This is a genomic window from Thalassolituus sp. ST750PaO-4 (genome assembly GCF_020320405.1).
GTDB lineage: Bacteria > Pseudomonadota > Gammaproteobacteria > Pseudomonadales > Oceanobacteraceae > Venatoribacter > Venatoribacter alkanivorans.
On the sequence record NZ_JABVCB010000008.1, the window covers coordinates 1 to 21,916 of the forward strand.

The window sequence follows — 21,916 nt, forward strand, 5'->3', positions numbered from 1 at the left end:
AGTGTGGGGCTTCCCCATGTGAGAGTAGGTCATCGTCAAGCTCTTATTCAAAGCCCCAGTAACGAAAGTTACTGGGGCTTTTTCTTTGCCGGTGAGAAAGTTTCGCTGTACTGAACAGCATGCTACCTTCAGTCTTTGTCTGAAAAATAGAAAAATAACGCGCCAGATAAACTCACAGCGCAGCAAAGATCCTGCACAACCACCTATTCACACGCTCATAGTCCTTCCGTTTATGGTCGTTCGGTTTACTGACGAAATAAAATCCCGCCCTGCACTCTACCGGTTGATCGGCAAGCGCCTGTAAGAGCCCAGAACGCAGTTCATGCGCTGAGATAGGTAAGATGGCAAGCGCAACTCCAAGGCCCGCTCTGGCAGCGCACAGGCTGGCGTGAATACGGCGCTAGCCGAGGGCCAATATTTTTAGTAATTACATTTTTCAATCTGAGATCGAAGGCTTCTTTCTTATTGGCTGGAATTTTTGAAGAGATGTTGCAGGGGTCGTAGCTTGCCTCAAGGGGGCAGGGTCTGTACTTTAGTACACGAATTCGGAGTGGAGGTACGACTTTTTCAATAAAACAAAACAACGGTCTTATTTATTTGTGTAAAGGGTACGAACGTACTTCTAATATCGATTGATGCATTTCTGTCAGGCTGTAACCTAAGTTCACAAATTATAAAAAACATAAACAAGCGCTCACTACGGTTACTCTCTACCTGTATTACAGTCAGTAATAACAATTCAAACCAGTGCTCGCTTTATTGTACCAAGGTGCCAAGTGATAAAAACAATCTTTACGGTTGTCCTTACGGTTGTACTTTCTCCTATCGTTACCGCTGCAATGCAACCGATGACAGACGAGGAGTTGGGAATTCAGACTGGACAGGCCTTTTTTCAGATAGATCGATCAACAAACCCGCAGAATGTAGACTTTACGAAGTTCACCTTTGGGATGGATATTGATATATCGGTTAATGCTGATTTGCTTGAACTCGGCCGTTATGATCGTTCAGGTGAAGCGTTGGGCAGTAGCGATATTCGCATCAATGATTTTGCACTTGGTAGCGTCAATAATGATGGCACTCTCAATCCCTTTCATATTACAGATCCTTTTTTTGAGCTTGCTTTTGAAGATGTAAGCGGCAAAGAAGAGCTGGTTGGTATTCGCTTAGGGTTTGGTGGCGCACGAGGAGCGCTGTCAGGCAATATTGAATCTCTGACCGGGAACGTGAATGTACTGATCCGTGATACGGCTGCTGGATTAGCAAATGCTGATAATGGACTTGCGGATCTTACTGCAGGACTGCTGAAAAACAGCCCTATTGAGGCTGAAGCTGCTTTGGTTCGTGCCGATGGGACTCCGGATAATATTCGTGCAACAAAGATTGGTATTCCTAACGGTGATACATTCGATATTGTGCCTGATGGCTGGTGGGATAGGCTTAAGCTATCCGTCGCTGCGGGCTTGGGAATTGGAGGGTTAGATTGCGTTAGTGGTAGTTTTGGAAGTTGTCGTCGAGCTCAAATAACTGCAACAAACTGCGCAGCCGCAGGTATAAATGTTTGCTTTAATTTGAGTGATTATCGGACTCTGCAGGTAGGGAATAAACAATCAGATGGCAGCTTTACTGAAGCATCTGGTCTGTTTCTCTCCTTTCAGTCTAAATCTGTTTCCTGGATTGATACTGGCAAGGTAACGCCTACTGTTTCAGGGGCTTTTATGAATATCCCTAATGGTGGTCTGACTGTTACGCTGGAGGAAGCCTTTAACGGTACCCAGAGACTGCGGACAAAATTTATGGATCCTTATTATGACTAAGAATATTCGCTATATGATGTTTAGCGCTGTTCTTTTGTCTATGACAGTGCAAACGCAAGCTGAGTTAGTTGGTCTGGATGATCAGGAGCTCGGAGCTGTCGATGGTGAGGGGATTGGCTTTATTCTCGAAGATTTCGCTTTCGAGGCCGGTACTGATGTCGCCAGTGGTAATAAGCTGGATATCAGTGGTATCAAGAACAAAAGTGGCCAGGATGTTGTGCTGAGTGTTTCCCAGTTTTATATAGCGGGATCCGGTAGTAGCCGGGGCGCCAATGTTATTGGCAATCCGGTTAATCTTGGACGTTTACTTTATCCATATAATCTGGAATTAGTTGATGGTGATGCTATTGGCATTGCTGGTAAAGCCGTCTTTGAGTACAGCGCACCACATCGAAATATTGGGTCACTATCAGGCACGGACAGCATGCTCGTTGTTGCAACTGAGGCAAGGTCAGGAGCTACTGGGGAACGGGTTGACAGGGTTACCGGAATTGATACCTCAGTCCTGAATAGTGGGGCAGCCGAGCTGGCTGATTTCGGTATTCGTTATGATTTAAATGTGGCAGGTTCTCAGGCTCAGTCACTCGAAGGACATGCCCAGGGTGTTGCTATTGATGGTAGCTACATCCGCCTTTGGGGTGAAAATAACGAGATGGTTGGTAACCTGGCATTTAAAGTTTTTGCCAGTGATCTGACCTTTTATGCCTGCGACTCTGATGGTAATAATTGTGGCCAGGATGTCCACTTCCAGAACTTTGTCCTCGAAAATGAGCTTGGATGGGGGGAGAAGCAGCCGGTGACTTTTGAAGTTGATGCCTCTGGAAACTTTACCATTGAGGTGGGTAGTATCGCTGGCCACTGTAGTGCTGTGAATCCAACCGGTGGCTGTACTGACCTCGAAGGTCAGGATTACTATCGTGATTTCTATGATAATGGCCCCCGTGCTGATATTCATATTGGAAATGTCTCTGTGGGCGGCGCGAATTTTGGCAGTGCTACGATTGCTAATATGCAGATTCAGTATCTGCGTGCAACTAGTCATGACCTTGGGGCGCCGTAATGAAAAACGGAGTTGTTTTAGTATCTATTCTATTCGCGAGTATTCAGACTTATGGATTGGAGCCTTTAAGTGCTGAAGATTTAAGTGCGGTGTCTGGTCAGGGCGGTGTGTATCTTTCGGGCGATATTACGATCAATGAAAACGGCGGGCCGTTAAATGTTGATGGGCCGTCGGCTCATGGTTACAGCTGGCAGATCAGTTGTACAACCGCCTCAACCGATAAGCGCTGTGGTGGACGTATTGCCGTCAATTCAGGAGCTGGTGGTGGTTGGTTGGTTCTGGATAATATTCGTGGACGATTTTCTTTTGAAGGATTAACCCTGCGAACCCGGAAAATTGATTCAGGTTTTGGTGGCGATGGCGCAGCGTTTAACAGCGACGTGTTTGAAATCGGTTTGCCAAATAAACTTAACTATGAAAAAGCGTCATACACTATTGCCAACAGCAACAGCGCTCGTCCTACTGATGCAGGCTTTATGCAAACCGATATTATGACCGTTAATATCAATGGCGAAGCTAAATTGCAGGGGAATCTGTTGATCTTCCCAACCGGGGCTCCTTGATGAAAAAAATAATAATAAGTTCTTTGACGGCAGCACCGATCCTGGTTCAGGCCGGGCTGGTACCCATGGCGGATCAGGAACTGCAAACCGTTAATGCCCAGGCCGGTATTACTCTGGAAACTTCCAGTCATCTGACGGTTGGCGACATTACCTATACAGAAGATTCTAACAGGTTACAGCTTCAGAACATTGAACGTGGCAGTCAGGCTGATATATCTCTGCCTTCATCCAGCAAGCAGGTTGTTGATGTGCTTGCGGATGGATCACTGCAAATTAACAGTGAGGTTTATCCAAGCTCGCTGGCTATTGGTGCGATCCGTATCAATGACTCAGCAGCGAGTTTTGGTCAGTTTCGTCTGAATTACAGCGGTACGAATATTATCAAGGTTGGTGCAAGCAGCTCGCTTGATAACTTTCTTGAAGGGAGCTTCCAGACATCGATCAGTGATGCAGAGCTTATCTGGACAACCAATGGTAGTTCGGTGAGTTTTGATGATATAGGCTACAACGCCAATATTACCCGCCTGGCTATTGGCGAAGCTGTTGATGGCTCCCGGACGGGATTGAATTTTGATCTGGATGAATTTAGTTACTCCTTCTCTACTGGCGGTGTGAAGTTAGGTGGTGTTTCGCTGGGAACGCTGGCTGGCAAATTGGCGTTATCCGGAGATGCGCAGATATTTGCCGGTGGACGTAGTGGTAGCGAAGGTATCAGTCTCAATGCATCGTTAAGCATTCTGGATGACCCAACCAACTATGTGCGCTTTACCGATGATGGTAATTCACTGTCTATGGGTTATTTCAGCGGCGCGCTGAATGTTACTAACCTTACTATTGATGTTATGCCTGATCATCTGTTGCTGGGCTATGACCAGTTAGATGGTTCATTTAATGCGAATAAAATTGAAATCGGTGACAGTACGAATCCTGTTGGTGCCATTCAGCTGGATTTTCTGTTTAAAGATGGCAATGGCTATAGCAACCGTATGGCTTTTTATCCGGGCATCCGTCAGCCGGTATTTACTGATTTGCCTGCGACAATCCGGCCTTATGCAACGGGTTTTTATTCAGGGCTGAATGGTCCCAGCGATGGTATGTCAGCAGCTGTTGAATGGAATCTGGCGAACGCAGAAGCTGCCTATATTGATAATGGACGTATGGTTGTTGTCAGTGGTATCGAAAGCTATGGGCGTGGTGACCTGACGCTGGATGTGCGCTCATTCGATCACGATAACAATGCCGGAACGGCAGACAAAACAGCGATTGCTATGGGCATGAACCGTGTTCAGGGTAGCTACAGTATCGACGGCTTGCGGGTTGGTAATAAAACAGCACCTATTCAGGGCGGTGCCGAACTGCTGCTGTCTCTGGAAGTATTCCAGGCGATGGATTTTAATCTGGACGGCTATACATTAATCACTGCCGGTGGTGTTAGCGGAGGCGGTATCCAGATTGATGGCGATTACCTGTTCAGTGATACCAATATTGGTTTATCCATTGATGAAAACGGTAATGGCGTCTGGGCCACCGGGGTGGATTACGATATTCATCTGCGCGGTATTCAGGTGGATGTCAGCAATACAGGCCTCAGTGTAAACCGTACTGAGCAGTGGAGTACCATGAATGTGGATAACATGCGCTGGGGCGATAAAAATACCGGTCGCAGCCTTGGCCGTATCCAGCTGGAGCGTTTTGAAAAAGGCTCATCTCTGACCATTAATCCGGGCGGTTCTGGTGCCGTTTGTGTAGGTGCCAGTGGTGATGCAGCGAGTTGTGCTTCAAATGGTGGTCGTTGGGAAGATCGTGGTAATGAAGGGATGACGGTTGCGTTAAAAGCCGCTTTTGCACCATCGGAATTTAATCCAGATGGGACATTGAAGCGAGGAAACCGTCTGACCTGGGAGAACAATCGTGATTTGGATGGCAGCGGTAATCCTATTAATGGTACAGGAACGCAGATTATTTTTGATTCTTACAGTACCAGTGATGGACTGGGCGTCTCTGACAGTAACGATTACGGCTTTCAGGCCAACCTGAAGATTGATGTCTATGAAACCAAAGTGTTGAAAAAATACAGCGGAGAGTATGACCCTGATCTGGTGGTCGAGGAAGAACTGATCTACGACGATGCCAGCCGCACAACGTACACCTATGTCGCGAATCCAACGGCTGCTCAGCTGGCGCTGCGTCCACAGGGCTTTGCAGTTCAGGGGAACGTGTCCTTCAAGGATCTGCAGATTGACCAGGTTCAGCTGAAGCATCCGGATGTCGCTCTGCCACAAACCGTATTCTCCGGTATCGTGATGCAGAACATGAACATGACTACCAACCTCACGGCGACGCCTATCCGCTGATCCTCTTTCATGTCGCTGCTGCCAATGAGGCTGTTCGGGCGTATACTATGCGCTCGATTCATTGGCAGCGGAGTAGCACATGAGCCAGCAAGACCGTTTGGTCATTTTTGACACCACTATGCGTGACGGCGAGCAGAGCCCGGGCGCGTCCATGACCAAGGAAGAAAAGGTCCGCATCGGTAAAGCACTGGAGAAAATGCGCGTCGATGTGATCGAGGCTGGTTTCGCTGCCGCATCCCCTGGTGATTTTGCTGCGATTCAGGCCGTTGCCGAAGCCGTACGTGAAAGCACCATCTGCAGTCTGGCCCGTGCCGTTGACCGCGATCTGGAACATGCAGCTGAAGCACTGAAAAAAGCCGAGCGTGCACGTATCCACACCTTTATTGCTACTTCGCCAATTCATATGCAGTACAAACTGCGTATGCAGCCGGATCAGGTGGTTGAGCAGGCGATTTATGCGGTGAAGAAAGCCCGCGGTTTTGTTGAAGATGTTGAGTTCTCCTGCGAAGACGCCGGCCGCTCCGAGAATGATTTCCTGTGCCGTATTATCGAAGCTGCGATTAACGCCGGTGCACGCACTATTAATATTCCGGATACTGTGGGCTATGCCATTCCGGAAGAGTTTGGACATAAGATCAAAACCCTGCTGACCCGTATTCCTAATTCCGACAAAGCTATTTTTTCGGTGCATTGCCATAATGACCTTGGTCTGGCGGTGGCTAACTCGCTGGCCGCTGTGGCCAATGGTGCGCGTCAGGTTGAATGTACTATCAACGGTCTGGGCGAACGCGCCGGTAACGCTGCACTGGAAGAGATTGTGATGGCGACCCGTACCCGTCACGATCTGTTCAACATCAGCACCAATATCGATACCACACACATCGTACCGACTTCACGTCTGGTCTCTTCTATTACCGGCTTTCCGGTTCAGCCGAACAAAGCCATTGTGGGTGCCAACGCCTTTGCGCATGAGTCCGGTATTCACCAGGATGGCGTGCTCAAGCACCGTGAAACCTACGAAATCATGAAGGCCGAAGATGTGGGTTGGGGCGCCAACAAAATGGTGATGGGCAAGCACTCAGGCCGTGCGGCGTTCCGCAGCCGTCTGGAAGAGCTGGGCGTAACTTTTGATACCGATGCCGCACTGAATGAAGCCTTTGCCCGTTTCAAAGATCTGGCCGACAAAAAACACGAAATCTTTGATGAAGACCTGCAGGCGCTGGTCAGCGAAACCATCAATGATTCCGCGCCGGAAACCTTCAAACTGGTGGCGCTGGAATCTCATTCTGCCATTGGCGAAACCCCGGTTACTGAAGTCGTGGTCAACCACAACGGCAGCGAGAAGCGTGCCAAGGCGCAGGGCAGTGGCCCGGTGGATGCGGCACTGAAAGCTATCGACAGCATTGCCGAGTCCGGCGCTAATCTGCTGCTGTATTCCGTTAATGCCATTACTCAGGGCACCGATTCGCAGGGCGAAGTGACTGTGCGTCTGGAAAAGGGCGGCCGTATTGTGAATGGCAGTGGCGCCGATACCGACATCATTGTCGCCTCGGCCAAAGCCTACATTCATGCCCTGAATCTACTGCTGGGCTCGGCTGAGCGTCAGCATCCGCAGAACGACGGCGTATAACCCATGCGTGAGCAGCAGCGGCTCGATTATTTGCAGGCGATGGGCATCACACAGTGGATGCCACGCCAGCCGCTGCCCGGCGTACCGGCCCCGCGCTGGTTGCCGGAAGATGCTCATGCTGCGGCGCCTCGTCCGGCACTGACCTCTGAAGGTGGTGGCCATATTGCTCACCCGATGGCAGCTCAGCTGCTGCATGAGGCCGCCGCGCAGCCTGTTGCCAAAGAACCTGCTGCGGAGCAAAGCAAACCTGCAGACACACCGGCCGCGGCTATTTCTGATGTTGCTTCTGAATCTGTTGCTGACGTAGCTGCAACGACTGACCTGACGCCGCCGCGTTTTGAACTGCATTTTCTGCGGGTATCGGCTGCGGGAGTCTGGGTCTGTGATGATGCTGCTCAGGCTGAACGTCTGGCGGCTTTTGCTTACCGGGTAATGTCTGCCTTGCAATCACCGGCCGGTTTATTACAGGCGCCCTTATGCTTCCGCTGGCCGTTTATTGAATCTGCCCATGATGATCAGAGCCGGCCTGTCGCATTGCAGGCGCTGTCGGCGCAATGGCAATTCCTGCGCGATCAGGGCGTGCGCTATGCCGTGGCTTTTGGTCAGGACAGCGATCATTGGCTGCAACAGGTTCAGGCGCCGCTGTTATTCCGCGCGGCCTCCCTTTCTGATGTGATGCAAAACGCTCAACATAAGCGTCAGCTCTGGCAGGCCCTGCTGACTCAGACCGAGTTATAACACCATGCATGTCCGTCCTGCGGTTGACGCCGATTTTTCTGCGGTTTATCAGATAGAACAGCAGGCTCATTTTCACGCCTGGCCGGAAAGCGTATTGCGCCGCTATTTTTCCCGTGAACATTGCGTCTGGGTGTTGGAAAACAACAGCCGGATTATTGCCTATGCCGTGATTACGCTGGTGGCTGGTGAGTCTGAATTACTGATGATCGCCGTTGACCCGAAGCAACAGGGGCAGGGCGCTGGTCGTGTGCTGATGAATGCACTGCATGATTTTTTGCAGGAGCAGCAGGCCGAACAATGGTTTCTGGAAGTTCGGGAAAGTAATCACAAAGCGATTGCCCTGTACGAGTCTATGGGCTTTTGTCAGGCCGGTTGCCGGCGCAATTATTATCCGACCGCCTCTGGTCATGAAGATGCCCTGCTTTATTGTCTGGAGCTGCAGGCATGATTGACTCCGGCCTCCTGCCTGAAATGGCGCTCTGGTGGTCGGCCATTCTCTCTGTTCTTTTACTAATTCCTGCACTGCTCAGTTATAACTGGCAGGCGTTACTTACCCTGCGCGGTGCGCAGCATTTCTTTTTCGGCAGTGTGGTCGTTCTGGCTTTGTTGTGGAATATGCAGGCGGGTATATTGCCAGGGCTGAGTTTTCACTTAATGGGGGTTACTGCGATTACACTGATGATGGGCTGGCGTCTGGCATTGCTTTCGGTACTGCTGGTACAGGTTATTCTGGTGCTGGTAGGAAAGCTCTGGTGGGCGGCTTTGCCATATCAGTTCTTATTGGCCGGTGCGTTACCGGTATTATTCAGCTACGGTTTCTATCTGCTGGTTTATCGCCGTCTTGCTCACAATCCTTTCATTTATATTCTGGTGGCGGGATTTTTAAATGCCGGTTTAACCCATGGATTTTCCGACTTTTTACAGGCTCTCAGTTTGTGGCTACTGGATGTTCATCCGGTGGAATTAATCTGGCGTGATTATTTACGCTACCTGCCGATGATGATGTTTCCCGAAGGTGTGGTAAACGGCATGTTTATCACCGGTATGGTGGTTTACCACAGCCGCTGGCTGAGCACCTTCGACGAAGATTCCTACTTTTACTGATCATCCCCTTTATCAGAACGTCTTTTCTTTAACACAATAGTGTTAAATGGCACATTATCACATATACATTTTTTCCCTTGCCGTCGTAATCTCGCTTTGCAGAGAAACTGCATAAATGAAACGATAGTACATAAGGAAATATTGTGAAGAACTATAAGAAATTTCTCACCTTTGTTAGCACGCTTATATTGCTGGTTCTGTGCATGCTCCCCTCCGGGAGGGTGTATGCATCCCTTGAAAACGAATTGCAGATGATACCGGCCCATGATGGTTGGAATCCTCTGGTTAGTGTTTTCCGCAATATGCAGGCAAGCCCTGATGGACGCTTTTTTTCGTACATTGAATATAGTGGAAACCATATTGCTTTTGGTAGTGAGGCCTATGGCGAGGTTCGTGATTTCACATATCGTCATGTTATATTCGATAGAATAAGCAGATTTTTTTCTTTCGGTCCTGAAATTCAACTGACTGAAAGATTAGTGAATATTGCAGCCTTATCACTATGGGCTCCTGTAACAAATTCAGGGTCGGTCTATTTTTCTGTACCGGAAAATGCGTCTTTAAGTCCGGGAGTCTATCGTCTGGATAGTGGTGTGGGAACTTATCAACCGGTTCTGAGTGGTTATACATTCATTTTTAGTATCTCGGATAATAATCAGTATGCTCTTTTGTCGAAAAGTGGTGTTGAATCTGCTATCGATGATGCGATTTATGTATTTGACCTGAACTCTCAGGAAGAGTATTCCGTTGCATTTACTGAAACTCTGAAGCTGGATTTTTCAAGTGGTTTTAAAATATCGGATATAGGCACACTTATTCTGAAGGGAAGTGAGTTATACTTGGCTAATCCTGTACAGGGAGAGTACAGAAAAGTCGCAGAGTTAAGGGGGGGGGTGGTAGTGTTGGGAATGGTGCAATGATGTCTGCCGATGGGCAGTTCATCATCGCCCGAAAAGAAGTAAATGAGCAAACATTTCTTCTGGTAAAAAACCTCATTAATGGTGAAATATTTGATTACTCAATGAGTGATTTAAATATATCAGTTGGTCAAAGTGGTTACCCTCTGGATATGAGTAATATGGGGTATGGGTTGTCTGTAATGGTTACCGTTGGTGTTAATGGGAATCTCTACTTTCAGACTGATATCCCATTGGGCTCCGACAACGTTGAATTGCACTTTACTACATTTAATTATGAGCAAGGTTTGGTTGTTCATGATGAGGTGATTACCAGCTCGGCAGGTGGCAGGGTATATATTCCTTTGGTTTCAAATAGTCAATCCGACGCGAATTTCTATATGGGGGCTGTGATCGATTCAAATGATGATCTTACGGATATTAATATCTATTACCGTTCAGAGGCATCATGGGCATTGAAAGTAGTTCCGGAGAATACTGTTATTGATACCTACTATTCCCCACAATTTTCCCTCGATATTAAAACATTGGGTGAACATTACGCTGTAGACGCAAGTTGTACTCTGAATGGCCCGGCTGCACTTACATCAGTTTCATATGGTAACTGGGGGTCTGCAAACCGTTTGCAGTTACCTTTGCAGTGGCAGGGGCAAAGTCTCAGCGGAGCATTATCACAGACGGCGCCCGATGCTGCCGTTGATGGTGAGCAGACGTTATTTAACACCGTTGTTCTTGCCGAAATGACAACCGATACACTGGCGGTTAACTGCAGCGGCGAGATGTCAGATGCCAATGGTCATTTATTATCAGTAATGCCGGATACAATCACCATTACTCTGGATGACGGTATTCATGGTGGAAACTCGGCTGTTAATGGGCAGATCGTATTACCAGATGGCGTGAGTGCAGAAGATGTTGTGGTTAATATTACAATTGATGGCCGTACCATTTCAGTCACGCCGGATGAAAACGGAAACTTCAGCTTCTCTGGTTTGCGTGCCGGAGATTTTACTGTTGATTTCCAGAGTGAGGGTTATGTTCAGTCTTGCATGAGTGCAACGCTGGATGGTGCTGGTAATCATGATTTTGGCCAGATCGAGTTGCTGGCTGGTGATATTAATCAGGATGGTGCTATTGATATTGCAGATTTCACTTTTCTGTCCGGGCGCTATGGCACCCAGCAGGGTGAAGAAAACTATGTTGCTACTGCCGATCTGAATAAAGACACGGTTATTAACGTTCAGGATCTGGCTATTCTTGCCAGTCACTTTGGTTCGCAGCAGTGTAATCCGTGAGGAATATATGAGGGGGCGGCAACGCCCTCTCATTATGGGGATTTATGAAATTATTTTTAAATATAGTGTTTTTACTGATGGCAGCAGCCAGTCAGGCAGAAATGCTGAAAATTGCTGAGCTTGACCGGGATGGTGTTCGCTGGCTGGTGGTTTCTGCCGATCAGCTTAATCCACTCTATGGCATTGATGTTGAAATGACGTTCAGCAGTGACCGTCTGGAAATTGTTACCGCTGGTTCTGGGCAAGAGGCTGCGTCTGTAGTACCTGGTGAGTTATTTGGTGATGGAACTTTTACCATTGTTAACCGCGCGGATATCCGTGCTGGAAAAATCCGCTACGCAGCGAGCGTGTTGAATCCGGCGCCTGAAATAAGTGGCAGTGGTGTTTTATTTTCTATCCCTTTTCGGGCGAAGGGCAAAGATGCCGGAGAATTTGCCATAGTGAACGCTGAAGCAGGAACCCGTGATGGGATTAAGCGAACGCTTCCCGGCGCTGCGGTGGTGAAGGTTTTACCGCCGCAAAGTTTGCCTTCTTCTGCAGCAAAAAACACAGGCTATGCCTTGCCTGCTGAAATAGCGGTAGCGGCACAGAGCAATGATTTACCGGTCTGGCTGCTGGTTGTGTTGGCTGCAGTGCTGTTTGTTCTTATTTTGCTGGCGGCCGTGCTGTTACGCCGCATTCGCCAGCTGGAGCAACAGCAGGGCTGATCAGCGTGGCGCGTATTTCTGCAGCTTACGCTGCAGGGTACGGCGGTGCATGTTCAGCACTCTGGCGGTCGCCGAAATATTCCCCTGTTGTTCGTTTAACACGCGCTGGATGTGCTCCCACTCCAGCCGTTCTACCGACATAACGCTGCTGTTATCCGGTAGTGGTTCCTGGGGCTGGCCTGAATCGTCAAAGGCAGCGATTAATTCCTGCAGGGTGGCGGGTTTGTGCAGATAATTATGTGCGCCCAGTTTTACAGCTTCGACCGCCGTCGGAATGCTGGCATAGCCGGTCAGCATCACGATGCGGCAGTCGGGGTGTTGTTGCTTCAGGCGGCCGATCAGCCCCAGGCCGGATTCCTGCTCCAGCCGCAGGTCGAGGGTAACCCACTGCGGCTGGAGATCCTGTGCGGCCTGCAGGGCTTCATCGCCGCTGGCGGCAACGGCCGTCTGATGACCCTGGCGCTCGAGACTGCGTGCCAGGACCTGACTGAAATGCAGGTCATCATCAATAATCAGGATGCGTTTATTCACTGGGTTATCCATGCTGGTGGCTCAGGGGTAGGGTGATGCGGCACAGGCTGGCGCCGTTGCTTTGTGCGATCAGGTGAACTGAACCGCCGAATTGCTCAACACTGGCATTGCTCAGGTAAAGGCCGATGCCCATTCCGTGTTCTTTCTGGCTGTGGAACAGGCTTTGCTGATGAATATTCCCGGCAGCTTTGGGGTCGGGCTGCAGAATATTCAGATACCACTGGCCATTCTGCACTGCGCTGTGCAGGTGCACCGGCTGCTGGCCGGCTTCGGCGGCATTATCCAGCAGGTTGAGCAGCGCCTGATCAAGCAGAGGGGAGGATGGAATCTCGGCCTCACAGGCGATGCCATTATCGACCCAGAGTGCATTCGGATGACTCAGCCGCCAGCGGTGCAGCAGGCTGCTGAGCCAGACGTGTGCCTGATGATGACCAACCTGATGAGCGGTGCGCCCGGCATTGGCCAGTTGCTGCAGAGACTGGCGGCACACGCCAACCTGCTCGCGCAGGATATGCAGATCGTGTTTGCTCAGCGGGTGGTCGGGTTGCTGGGCGATGTCGTCGAGAATCATATGCATGGTCATCAGCGGCGTACCCATTTCGTGGGCGGTGCCGGCGGCGAGGGTAGCAATGCCGATCAGCTGCTCATTTTTCAGTTGCTGTTCGCGCAGTTGCTGAATTTCCTGCTGTTGCTGCTGGGAAGATTTGAGCAGCAGCGGGATAAAGGTTACGACGATCAGAGCGCTGATAACAAAGGTCAGCCACATGCCGGCCAGATGCAGATCAAATAAGCTGTGACCCGGCAGACCATGAACATGATTACTGAGCAGCGGCTGATACCACTGAGTCAGCAGGCTGTAATCGGCAATGCAGAGCACAGTGATCAGCAGCGAATAGCTGATTGGCAGGCTGTAGGCACTGACGACCAGCAATACCAGAAAGTAGGAAATAAAAGGGTTGGTGGCGCCGCCGGTAAAAAACAGCAGGCCGGCGAGCAGCTGGCACTCGAAGGCCAGATGTAAAAGCAGATGCCAGTCCTGAATATTGCGGCGATATCCCTGCCAGACACTGATTGCTAACAGTGGCAGATAAAGGGCGAGCAACGCCCAGGCGATATCCAGACCGGCAAAGCCCTGCCATTGCAGATAAAGCAGAAACATCAGCCAGATACTGGCGATGGATAAGCGCAGCAGGGCGAGGCGTTGCAACAGCAGGTTCAGTTTATGAGTCATGGCTGCATTATAGCGTCAGTGCCGTACTACGGCAGCAACAAGCAGCGCCTGGGAGTGTCACGTAAACACGATTCTTGATGCAGAGCAGGAATCACCGTCAGGTTGTCTGCACCGGGCCGGATACAGGAATCGTCTGGTCAAGAGGCGAGGCTTTGCATATCATTGCGCCCCTCAGACCGGGTTGCGGCAAGCGTCCGGATATCTCCTGAATCCAGCGCTATGCTGGCAGGCCAGGCTCAGAAGAAGATCGCAAGCGATGTCGAAATCCCCATTTGAACTGGAAGTCGGTAAACGCCGTACTTTCGGTATTATTTCGCACCCCGATGCGGGTAAAACCACCATCACCGAAAAGCTGTTGCTGTTCGGTAATGCCATTCAGTTGGCCGGTACGGTAAAAGGTAAGAAAACCGGCCGTATGGCCACCTCCGACTGGATGCAGATGGAGCAGGACCGTGGTATTTCCATTACCACCTCGGTGATGCAGTTTCCCTACAACGGCCGCATGGTTAACCTGTTGGATACTCCGGGTCACGAAGATTTCTCGGAAGATACCTACCGTACCCTGACCGCGGTCGACTCCGTGTTGATGGTTATCGACGGCGCCAAAGGTGTTGAAGACCGGACCATCAAGCTGATGGAAGTCTGTCGCCTGCGTGACACGCCGATCTTCACCTTTATCAACAAAATGGACCGCGAAGTCCGCGACCATATTGAAGTTCTGGACGAAATTGAAACCATCCTGAAAATCAAATGCGCCCCGGTTACCTGGCCAATCGGCATGGGTAAGGCATTTAAGGGTGTGTACAACCTGATCACCGACACTATTCACGTGTTTACACCGGGTCAGGGCAGTGTGGTGCCGGATGATATTCAGATTCAGGGGCTGGAGTCCGCTGAAGCGGAAGCCTTGCTGGGGGCTGATTTAGTCGCCGAGCTGGTGGACGAAATTGAACTGGTGCGCGGCGCCAGCTATGAGTTTGATCTGGACGAATATCTGCGCGGTGAAATGACTCCGGTATTCTTCGGTACGGCACTGGCCAACTTTGGTGTGCGTGAACTGCTCAACTACTTCGTTGAATGGGCACCGGCGCCATTAGCCCGTGAGACTGATAAGGGGCCGGTTGCTCCGGCCGATGATAAGTTCACCGGCTTTATCTTTAAGATTCAGGCCAATATGGATCCGAAGCACCGTGACCGTATTGCCTTTATGCGTATCTGCTCTGGCACCTACAGCAAGGGCATGAAAATGAAGCACGTACGCATTGGTAAAGATGTGAAAATCGCCGATGCCGTAACCTTCCTTGCCGGTGACCGTTCGGCGGTGGAAGAGGCTATTTCCGGCGATATTATCGGTCTGCATAACCATGGCACCATCCAGATTGGTGATACCTTCACCTTTGGTGACGATATGCAGTTCACCGGTATTCCGCATTTTGCTCCGGAACTGTTTAAGCGTGTGCGTCTGAAAGATCCGCTGAAAATGAAGCAGCTGCAGAAAGGTCTGCAGCAGCTGTCCGAAGAGGGTGCGACTCAGCTGTTTATGCCGCTGAATAATAACGACCTGATTCTGGGGGCGGTGGGTGTGCTGCAGTTTGATGTGGTACAGCAGCGTCTGCGCGATGAATACAAGGTGGAATGTATTTACGAGCCGGTCAGTGTCAGCACTGCGCGCTGGGTGTACTGCAGCGACAGTAAAATGCTGGAAGACTTCAAGCGTAAGGGCGGTGAAAACCTGGCCATCGATGGTGGCGGTTACCTCACTTATATTGCCCCTACCCGGGTGAATCTGAGTCTGACTCAGGAGCGCTGGCCGGATATCGATTTCCGCGCGACACGCGAACACTGAAGCTGAACACGAAGCCCGCATTATGCGGGCTTTTTGTTGGCTGTTTCCGGTGTGTCCACGTGATCTGCGTATTCCATTCTTTCAGCTGGTTACAGTCTGATCGGGGTGCGATAGATTAAAGAGTTTGGCGGCAGAGTGTTTGCTGGCTGACGGATCGCCATTTTCAGCAGGAAGGGATTATGAAAATACTACTGGTCGATGATCATCAGATGTTTCTGGACGGGTTGAGGGGCATTCTTGCCGGGTCTGGCCTGGCGACGGAGATAGATGCCGTTAATAACGGTCAGGATGCGCTGAAGAAACTGCTGTCCGGAGCATTTGATATCGCGCTGATCGACTTGCGTCTGCCGATCATGGATGGTTTTACCCTTCTGGCTGAGCTGAATCAGCGCAACAATCTGACGCCGGTTATTATTGTGTCCGCTTCCCGTGATCCGGATGATATGCAAAAAGCAGTTGAGCTGGGGGCGATGAGTTTTATCCCTAAATCGTCTTCCGGGCAGCGGATCATTCAGACAATCAACGATGTTCTGGATGGTAAAGTCACATATTCCAATGATGGTTACCCTGCTGCCGATACGGCTTTTTTAAACGAAAGTGAAGAGTGGGCGGCGCAGCATAATATGACCCGCCGGCAGCTTGAGGTGCTGCGCCTGGTCAGAAAAGGGCTGTCGAACCAGGCAATTGCCGAACAGATGTGTCTGAGTGTGGCCACGGTCAAATCGCATATCAGCGCTATTTTCCACGCGCTGGGTGCACAGAGTCGTTCCGAATCGAGCAAAAAGGCCCATCAGCTTGGGCTGGATTAGGCGGGTCTCTGTGCGGCATCCGTGGCGTGCCCAGAACAGCGCTACCGTGTCAGAGAATGAAAATGAAATTCTCGCCGAAAAAATCAGGGTAGTTCACCGTAATACACCCATGATTCTGGCGGGCAATTTACTCGGCAGCGCTCCTCTGCTGATTGTTTTCTGGCATGGCGATTACTCGACCCGCGTCATCCTCTGGTCTGTTTTACTTTATATAATGCTGGCTATCCGGATGCTGCATTATCATTTTCCCGGTAGTGCGATTGTCACACACCGGGAAACATTCCGTTATGGCATAGAGCAGGTACTGCTGATTTTCCTGACAGGTTGTATCTGGGGGATCGGCGGGGCGATATTATTTGATGCCGATAACATCAATAATATTGCTTATCTGATTCTCACGTTTATCAGCATGATTGCTGGCAGCATGGTATCGCTGTCTTCCCGCCCGGTTGCCTATATTTTATTTTCAGCCCCTCTTATGACGCCCATGGTTCTGAGTATGTTTATTCAGGATGAATATATGTATCGCTGGATGGGATTTGGGGCTGCAGTCTATTTATTTGCGACGTTTGGCTTCAGCCGGACGATACACCGGGTTATTGATAACTCCATCCGCCTTAAATATGAAAATCTGGATCTGATCGCAGACCTACAGCAACAAACCGACCGCGCTAACCGCGCCAGTGAAGAAAAATCGCGTTTTCTCGCATCTGCCAGTCACGACCTCCGTCAGCCTCTGCATGCGGTCAGCCTGTATGCCGAAATTCTTAATAAAAAAATTGTGGTCCGTGATCAGCGTGAAGATCTGGAAAATATCAGCCAGGGGCTGGAGTCTCTGAGTGAACTGCTGGAAGCACTGTTTGACGTATCGCGTCTGGATGCCGACAACAACGTTGCCATTAATAAACAGAGTTTCTGTATCGATGATTTGCTCGACAAGCTGGAGCGGCAGTTTGTTATCGACAGCACATTAAAAGGGCTTAGTTTCAGCGTCGATTACTGCAATTGTGTGGTTTACTCCGACCCGGTTCTGCTGGAGCGGGTGCTGACTAATCTGCTGGTTAATGCCGTGAAATATACCTCGGAGGGTGGTATCCGGGTGTTATTTGAAGCAGCAGATCAACAGGTTAAATTGCGTATTATCGATACCGGTATTGGCATCTCAGAAGAAGATCTGGACTGTATTTTTCAGGAATTTTTTCAGGTACATAATCAGGAGCGTGACCGTAAGCGCGGTCTGGGGCTGGGGCTGGCTATTGTGCAGCGGATTCTCAAACTGCTGGGCCACGAAATACAGGTGAGTTCGGTATTGGGGCAGGGAACTGAGGTTGCCTTACTGCTGCCACTCAGTCATGAGCCGCTACCGGTTAAACCGGCTCTCGCAGGCAGCCCGGAGGGATACAACGCTTTTGCCGGGCTGAATATCATGGTGGTTGATAATGAAGCCTCCATTGTTATGGCGATGGAGTCGCTGTTATCGGTTTGGGGAAGTCACTGCATCAGTTTTTCCTCAACCAGTGACGCGCTTGCTGCGATAGCAGACGGATTTATTCCGGATTTTATGATCGTTGATTACCGTATGCCCGGCCGGTATGACGGCTGTTCTTTTGTGCATGAAGTCAGGCGGATGTTGGCGGATATTCCGGCTCTGATTGTCACCGGCGATACCAGTGACGAAGTGGTCAGCAGCTTCCACCGTCAGCGGCTGGATTATCTGCACAAGCCCATCAAGCCGGCGCAGCTGAGAATGCTGGTGGCACGTATACTGCGCCGTCATGCAGAGGCACAGGGAAGCATTGCGCAGGATCGTATGCACTGATAATAAGGTCAGTGCTGTCTTGCAGCTGCAGAGATCTGAGCTAGGCTTTAGCCAGTTATCGTTCTGCAGGTTAATCGTTATGGTTGCTTTTTTTCTGGTCGGCATGGCGCTGGCCTGTGCTCTTTGTTACAGCGCTTACTTCCTGTTGCAGGCAAAGGTTCTGGATGAAGCGCTCACGATGGATGACGGCAAGGGCTATTTTCTGGTAGCCTGCATCCTGATTGGTTTTGTCGTCAGCGTTACCTGCTTCTATGTTGGGCAAACGCTGGGTTACGACCAGCAGGAAGACACCTCGACCATGATGGCTCTGGCCATTCTGCTCGATATCATGGTCACCATGCTGACCCTGATTTACGGTCTGGTGAAGTTCCGCGAGCCGGAACATTACTGATCAAATCATAGCCGGTACAGATACCTGAACCGCCGTTTGCTGACCGCAAACGGCGGTTTCTTTTACTGTGTCGGCGGGCGCCATCCCAGTGCCGGTGCGGGCTTAACCGCAGTGGCCGGTCGGATCATAATTCATACAGGATTATGACTTGCGGAAGAATCTTCCTTCCTATAGAATGCCGCCCTCTTTTCGAATCAACATGCCCTTAAAGGCGAGAAATTGATGAAAACATACAGCGCGAAACCCGAAACCGTAAAACGTGAGTGGTTTGTAGTTGATGCAGCTGAACAGACGCTGGGTCGCCTGGCCACTGAGGTTGCTCGCCGTCTGAGAGGCAAGCACAAGCCAGAATACACTCCACACGTTGATACCGGCGATTACATCGTTGTTATCAATGCAGACAAAGTTAAAGTTACCGGTAATAAAACCAGTGACAAGATGTACCATCATCACACTGGTTACCCAGGTGGTCTGAAGTCTATTTCTTTCGAGAAACTGATCGACCATAAGCCTGAAATGGTAATCGAACTGGCCGTTAAAGGTATGCTTCCAAAGAATCCTTTAGGTCGTGCCATGTACAAAAAAATGAAAGTTTATGCTGGTAGCGAGCATCCGCATACCGCTCAGCAGCCGCAAGAACTGAAACTGGGATAATATGATGGCAGTCTCTCAATACTATGGTACCGGTCGTCGTAAGACTTCCACAGCTCGTGTGTTCCTGCGTCCTGGTACAGGCAGCATCGTAGTTAACAAACGTCCTCTGGATGTTTACTTCGGTCGTGAAACCGCTCGCATGGTTGTTCGCCAGCCACTCGAACTGACTGAAAACCTGACCAAGTTTGACGTTATTGTTAACGTTAACGGCGGTGGTGGTAACGGTCAGGCCGGTGCTATCCGTCACGGTATTACCCGTGCACTGATGCAATACGACGAAACTCTGCGTCCTTCTCTGCGTGCAGCGGGTTATGTTACCCGTGACGCTCGTGAAGTTGAGCGTAAGAAAGTGGGTCTGCGTAAAGCACGTAAGAAGCCACAATTCTCCAAGCGTTAATTCGCTCGAAGGATACAAAAAGAAGCGTTCATTGGCCTATGTCAATGGACGCTTTTTTTATGCCCAAAACCCCATGTTCTGTGGGTTTTTCAGGTTGTTTCCACCTCCCAATTTCTTTACTATGTGCGCCGCTCTGTATGCTACGCTGGGTCTGTACAAAAAACATACAGCAGGCTCCTGACCTTGTAGCACAAAAGAATTTTTTTGATGGGAGAAGATGGTAATGAGTCAAGACGGCGTGAATAAGGGTCGGCGTACTCTGCTCGTAGGCGCTACAGCCGGCGTCGGTGCTGTCGGCGCTGGCTTTCTCGCAGTACCCTTCGTGAAATCTTGGTTGCCAAGTGAGAAGGCGAAAGCAGCAGGTGCTCCGGCAAAAGTCGATATCAGCAAAATTGAGCCAGGTGCAATGCTGACCGCCGAATGGCGTGGTAAGCCGGTGTATATTGCACGCCGCACTCAGGAACAGCTGGACAATCTGCCAAACCTGAACGACAACCTGAAAGACCCGGAAAACAGCGTTAAAGAGCAGCAACCTGCTTACGCCGATAATATTTATCGCTCACGCAAGCCGGAATTTATTGTACTGCTGGGTGTGTGTACCCACCTGGGTTGTGCACCGAAATACTTCGCTGAAGTTAAGCCGGAAACATTCGACGCCAACTGGCAGGGCGGTTGGTTCTGTCCGTGTCACGGCTCCCGCTTTGATTTATCTGGCCGCGTATTTAACGGCTCACCAGCTGCTACCAATCTGATTGTTCCTCCTTATTCTTTCGAGGGCGACAATGTTCTGGTGATCGGTGTTGATGAGGAGAACGCTTAATGAGTAAGCAGCAAAACACTCTGATGGGCTGGATTGATGACCGTCTGCCGGTTACCCAGACCTATGAAAAGCATATGTCCAAGTACTATGCACCGAAGAACTTCAACTTCTGGTATTTCTTCGGCGTACTGTCAATGATGATGCTGGCTAACCAGATTCTGACTGGTGTCTGGCTGACCATGAACTTCGTGCCAAGTGCCGAAGGCGCTTTTGCCTCTGTTGAATACATCATGCGTGATGTTGAGTGGGGCTGGCTGATTCGTTACCTGCACTCCACCGGTGCTACCTTCTTCTTTATTGCCGTTTATCTGCACATGATGCGTGCGATTCTGTACGGTTCATACCAGAAGCCGCGTGAGCTGATCTGGATCTTCGGTATGCTGATTTATCTGGCTCTGATGGCGGAAGCTTTCATGGGTTACGTACTGCCATGGGGACAGATGTCTTACTGGGGTGCGCAGGTAATTATCTCTCTGTTCTCAGTTATTCCTTTCGGTATCGGTGATGCTCTGACTGAGTGGATCCGTGGTGACTTCCTGATTTCCGGTGCCACCCTGAACCGCTTCTTTGCTCTGCACGTTATTGCTGTGCCTCTGGTTATCGTTATGCTGGTGGTTCTGCACCTGCTGGCGTTGCACGAAGTGGGCTCTAACAACCCTGATGGCGTTGATATCAAAAAACTGAAAGACGAAAACGGCAAGCCGCTGGATGGTATTCCGTTCCACCCTTACTACACCGTTCATGACCTGGTGGGTATCGTCGTCTTCCTGATGATTTTCTGTACCGTACTGTTCTTCTTCCCTGAAGGTAACGGCTTCATGCTGGAGTACGCTAACTTTGAACCAGCGAATGGCCTGAAAACCCCAGAGCACATTGCTCCTGTATGGTATTTCGGTGCGTTCTACGCAATTCTGCGTGCAGTACCGGATAAGCTGTTGGGTGTAATTGCCATGGCTGCCGCTATTGCTGTTCTGTTTGTTCTGCCATGGCTGGACCGCAGTCCGGTTAAGAGCTGGCGCTACAAAGGCTGGATCAGCAAAGTATTTATCATTGTCTTTGCCGCAGCCTTCGTTGAACTGACCTGGCTTGGTACTCAGCCAGCAAACGACCTGAATACTTTCCTGGCTCGTTTCTGCTCATTTATTTACTTTGGTTTCTTCCTGCTGATGCCGTTCTACACCCGCATGGAAAAAACCAAACCAGTACCAGAGCGCGTAACCGGGGGCCACTGAT

The 21,916-nt window shown here is 50.1% G+C and carries 21 protein-coding genes; 19 read left to right on the top strand and 2 right to left on the bottom strand.

Annotation, left to right across the window (positions count from 1 at the left end):
* Window positions 1-776: 776 nt before the first annotated feature.
* The 11 genes from HUF18_RS09405 to HUF18_RS09455 all read left to right on the top strand — a co-directional run bounded on the left by HUF18_RS09405 (window position 777) and on the right by HUF18_RS09455 (window position 12,185).
* The gene (locus HUF18_RS09405; protein ID WP_225692021.1) at window positions 777-1,817 is read left to right on the top strand and encodes a hypothetical protein; all 1,041 of its coding nucleotides are present in this window, start codon (window positions 777-779) and stop codon (window positions 1,815-1,817) included.
* On the top strand, window positions 1,810-2,877 hold the full coding sequence (locus tag HUF18_RS09410) for a hypothetical protein (protein ID WP_225692022.1): 1,068 nt from the start codon (window positions 1,810-1,812) through the stop codon (window positions 2,875-2,877). Before HUF18_RS09405 ends, HUF18_RS09410 begins: the two co-directional genes overlap by 8 nt.
* Window positions 2,877-3,440: a hypothetical protein gene (locus HUF18_RS09415; RefSeq protein WP_225692023.1), complete on the top strand. Its 564-nt coding sequence runs from the start codon at window positions 2,877-2,879 to the stop codon at window positions 3,438-3,440. Before HUF18_RS09410 ends, HUF18_RS09415 begins: the two co-directional genes overlap by 1 nt.
* Window positions 3,440-5,794, top strand: coding sequence for a DUF6160 family protein (locus HUF18_RS09420; protein WP_342453569.1), 2,355 nt, complete (start codon window positions 3,440-3,442; stop codon window positions 5,792-5,794). Before HUF18_RS09415 ends, HUF18_RS09420 begins: the two co-directional genes overlap by 1 nt.
* A gap of 79 nt (window positions 5,795-5,873) precedes the next feature.
* Complete coding sequence (locus HUF18_RS09425; RefSeq protein WP_225692025.1) at window positions 5,874-7,424, top strand: 2-isopropylmalate synthase; 1,551 nt, start codon at window positions 5,874-5,876, stop codon at window positions 7,422-7,424.
* Window positions 7,425-7,427: 3 nt separating this feature from the next.
* Window positions 7,428-8,162 carry a hypothetical protein gene (locus HUF18_RS09430; RefSeq protein ID WP_225692026.1) on the top strand — a complete coding sequence of 245 codons (735 nt, stop codon included), beginning with the start codon at window positions 7,428-7,430 and terminating at the stop codon, window positions 8,160-8,162.
* Window positions 8,163-8,166: 4 nt separating this feature from the next.
* Window positions 8,167-8,610, top strand: a complete 444-nt coding sequence (gene rimI / locus HUF18_RS09435) for a ribosomal protein S18-alanine N-acetyltransferase (protein ID WP_225692027.1) — start codon at window positions 8,167-8,169, stop codon at window positions 8,608-8,610.
* Window positions 8,607-9,266, top strand: a complete 660-nt coding sequence (locus HUF18_RS09440; protein ID WP_225692028.1) for an energy-coupling factor ABC transporter permease — start codon at window positions 8,607-8,609, stop codon at window positions 9,264-9,266. The genes rimI and HUF18_RS09440 overlap by 4 nt, the downstream gene beginning before the upstream one ends.
* Before the next feature lie 143 nt (window positions 9,267-9,409).
* Entirely contained in the window at window positions 9,410-10,186 is a 777-nt protein-coding gene (locus HUF18_RS09445; RefSeq protein ID WP_225692029.1) for a hypothetical protein, read from the top strand.
* Window positions 10,183-11,478, top strand: a complete 1,296-nt coding sequence (locus HUF18_RS09450) for a dockerin type I domain-containing protein (protein WP_225692030.1) — start codon at window positions 10,183-10,185, stop codon at window positions 11,476-11,478. Before HUF18_RS09445 ends, HUF18_RS09450 begins: the two co-directional genes overlap by 4 nt.
* 44 nt (window positions 11,479-11,522) lie before the next feature.
* Window positions 11,523-12,185 carry a cohesin domain-containing protein gene (locus HUF18_RS09455; protein WP_225692031.1) on the top strand — a complete coding sequence of 221 codons (663 nt, stop codon included), beginning with the start codon at window positions 11,523-11,525 and terminating at the stop codon, window positions 12,183-12,185.
* Here HUF18_RS09455 and HUF18_RS09460 read toward each other — a convergent pair whose 3' ends face one another.
* Window positions 12,186-12,716 carry a response regulator transcription factor gene (locus tag HUF18_RS09460; protein WP_371736688.1) on the bottom strand — a complete coding sequence of 177 codons (531 nt, stop codon included), beginning with the start codon at window positions 12,714-12,716 and terminating at the stop codon, window positions 12,186-12,188.
* A gap of 4 nt (window positions 12,717-12,720) precedes the next feature.
* Window positions 12,721-13,947 (bottom strand): ATP-binding protein, encoded by a 1,227-nt coding sequence (locus tag HUF18_RS09465; RefSeq protein WP_225692032.1) that lies wholly within the window; start codon window positions 13,945-13,947, stop codon window positions 12,721-12,723.
* A gap of 256 nt (window positions 13,948-14,203) precedes the next feature.
* Here HUF18_RS09465 and HUF18_RS09470 point away from each other — a divergent pair, with 256 nt between their 5' ends.
* The 8 genes from HUF18_RS09470 to HUF18_RS09505 all read left to right on the top strand — a co-directional run bounded on the left by HUF18_RS09470 (window position 14,204) and on the right by HUF18_RS09505 (window position 21,915).
* Entirely contained in the window at window positions 14,204-15,793 is a 1,590-nt protein-coding gene (locus HUF18_RS09470; protein WP_145471063.1) for a peptide chain release factor 3, read from the top strand.
* A gap of 179 nt (window positions 15,794-15,972) precedes the next feature.
* The gene (locus HUF18_RS09475) at window positions 15,973-16,602 is read left to right on the top strand and encodes a response regulator transcription factor (protein WP_225692033.1); all 630 of its coding nucleotides are present in this window, start codon (window positions 15,973-15,975) and stop codon (window positions 16,600-16,602) included.
* A gap of 46 nt (window positions 16,603-16,648) precedes the next feature.
* The gene (locus HUF18_RS09480) at window positions 16,649-18,421 is read left to right on the top strand and encodes a hybrid sensor histidine kinase/response regulator (RefSeq protein ID WP_225692034.1); all 1,773 of its coding nucleotides are present in this window, start codon (window positions 16,649-16,651) and stop codon (window positions 18,419-18,421) included.
* A 79-nt stretch (window positions 18,422-18,500) separates the two neighbouring features.
* Window positions 18,501-18,812 (top strand): hypothetical protein, encoded by a 312-nt coding sequence (locus HUF18_RS09485; protein ID WP_225692035.1) that lies wholly within the window; start codon window positions 18,501-18,503, stop codon window positions 18,810-18,812.
* Between the two features lie 222 nt (window positions 18,813-19,034).
* Complete coding sequence (gene rplM / locus HUF18_RS09490) at window positions 19,035-19,466, top strand: 50S ribosomal protein L13 (RefSeq protein WP_145471059.1); 432 nt, start codon at window positions 19,035-19,037, stop codon at window positions 19,464-19,466.
* A gap of 4 nt (window positions 19,467-19,470) precedes the next feature.
* Entirely contained in the window at window positions 19,471-19,863 is a 393-nt protein-coding gene (gene rpsI, locus HUF18_RS09495) for a 30S ribosomal protein S9 (RefSeq protein ID WP_145471077.1), read from the top strand.
* A 223-nt stretch (window positions 19,864-20,086) separates the two neighbouring features.
* Window positions 20,087-20,683, top strand: a complete 597-nt coding sequence (petA, locus tag HUF18_RS09500; protein ID WP_145471058.1) for a ubiquinol-cytochrome c reductase iron-sulfur subunit — start codon at window positions 20,087-20,089, stop codon at window positions 20,681-20,683.
* On the top strand, window positions 20,683-21,915 hold the full coding sequence (locus tag HUF18_RS09505) for a cytochrome b (protein ID WP_222428625.1): 1,233 nt from the start codon (window positions 20,683-20,685) through the stop codon (window positions 21,913-21,915). The genes petA and HUF18_RS09505 overlap by 1 nt, the downstream gene beginning before the upstream one ends.
* The last annotated feature ends 1 nt before the right edge of the window (window position 21,916 follow it).